Raw genomic sequence first — 1664 nt, forward strand, 5'->3', positions numbered from 1 at the left:
GCGCTGCGCATGCATCCATCGCCACCGGACTACTATCATCCTTACCTGTCGATCGCCTATGCTTCGGTCGGAGCTTACGAGCGGGCGCTCGCGCACAGCCTCTCGATTCCTGTAGCCCTACCAGAGCAGTTCGCGTGGCGGGCTCTTGCGTATTCTGGGCTCGGCCGCGACGCGGAAGCGAGAACAGAGATGCAGCGTTTACTTGCCCACGCCGAAAAGCGATGGGTGGGAAGCCAGGCGTTTCACCCGGACGCGGCAGTGACATGGTTGGAGACAACGCTCCTCGTCGTCGACCCGAGCAAAAGAAGAAGTATAATGGAAGTGTTGAGTGTCAACGAGGCAACGCGTGGCAGTTAGAGCGGAGCCGGTCTGACCGGAATCGCGATTTGCTCTTCCGGCACGGGTCGATCGTGTGATTCATCGAGCTCCGGGGCAATCCGGAGTTTGAGATGAGCTGGCGGTCAGGTCGGGCTTATTCGCGGGATCTGCGGGACAAGGTGATGGCGGCATTCGATGCGGGCGAGCCTGCACGCGAGGTGGCCGAGCGCTTCGCGGTCAGTGTGTCGTTCATCTACAAGGCCGACCTGCGACGACGGCGGACGGGCGACACGGCGCCCGGTCGCCAGCGATGCCATGTACCGCTGCGACTGGAGGCGCATCGTGAAGCGATCCTGACCTACGTGGCGCGCCATCCCGACGCGACGATGGCCGAGTTGCGCGACTGGCTGGCCACCGAACATCAGGTGCGCGTTTGCCTGGCAACGGTCTGGAAGACGCTGGCCCGATTCGGCCTGACATTCAAAAAAAGTCGCTCCGGGCGGCGGAGCAGGATCGGCCCGATGTGGCCATCGCCCGCGACGCCTGGCGTGCCGCTCAGCCTCGCCTGAACCCCGAACGTCTGGTCTTCATCGATGAAACCTGGGCCAAGACCAACATGACACGGCTGCGCGGCCGATCGCGCAAAGGCACCCGCCTCGTTGCTGCCGCACCGCATGGACATTGGCGCACCAGCACCTTCATCGCCGGCCTGCGGCACGATCGACTGGTCGCGCCCGCAGTGTTCGATGGCGCGATCAATGGCGTCGCGTTCCGCGCCTATGTCGAGCAGGTGCTGGGACCGACCCTCTCCCGCGGAGACATCGTCGTGCTGGACAACCTGGCCAGCCACAAGGTCAAAGGGGTGCGCGACGCGGTGGAGGCACGCGGCGCCAGCCTGATGTTCCTGCCGCCATACTCGCCCGATCTGAACCCCATTGAGCCGGTCTTCAGCAAAGCCAAACACATCATCCGCAGCGCCGCCCCACGCTCCCGCGAGGCGTTGTGGAACGAGATCGGCGGCACCGTCGAGCGGTTCAGCCCCAACGAGTGCAGCAACTATCTCGCCAATGCAGGCTATCGCCGGTCAGGGTGATTCCGCTCTAGTGGTGAAAATCAGACGGATGAGTCTGGACGGAACGGCGGCTGCGTAGCGCGCCAGGGCCACAATGGCGGGCACCTTCCGTTGGATTCTATCCACTGGTACCCCCCGCGGCGGATGCCGCCTAATATCCGGGGGGCGGATTGCCCGGATAGGGTGGCGGCCCATAGGGCGGATAGGGCGGCGCCGCGTAGCGGGGTGCGGTCGCGGAATAGCCGCTGGGACGGCCCGGTACGAACACGTAGCC

Annotated in this window: 2 protein-coding genes; both read left to right on the plus strand. The window is 64.7% G+C overall.

The window, feature by feature from the left end:
- Nucleotides 1-357, plus strand: a 357-nt coding sequence (locus WBF82_RS22530) for a hypothetical protein (RefSeq protein WP_424385149.1), incomplete at its 5' end; no start/stop codon positions are given.
- Nucleotides 358-449: 92 nt separating this feature from the next.
- Nucleotides 450-1411, plus strand: a protein-coding gene (locus WBF82_RS22535) for an IS630 family transposase (RefSeq protein ID WP_424385150.1) whose coding sequence is annotated in 2 segments (ribosomal slippage) — nucleotides 450-800 and nucleotides 803-1411 — 960 coding nt in all. Because the reading frame shifts where the segments join, the coding sequence is not laid out codon by codon here.
- Nucleotides 1412-1664: the final 253 nt, after the last annotated feature.

This window comes from Mycobacterium sp. (assembly GCF_049673265.1).
Taxonomy (GTDB): domain Bacteria; phylum Actinomycetota; class Actinomycetes; order Mycobacteriales; family Mycobacteriaceae; genus Mycobacterium.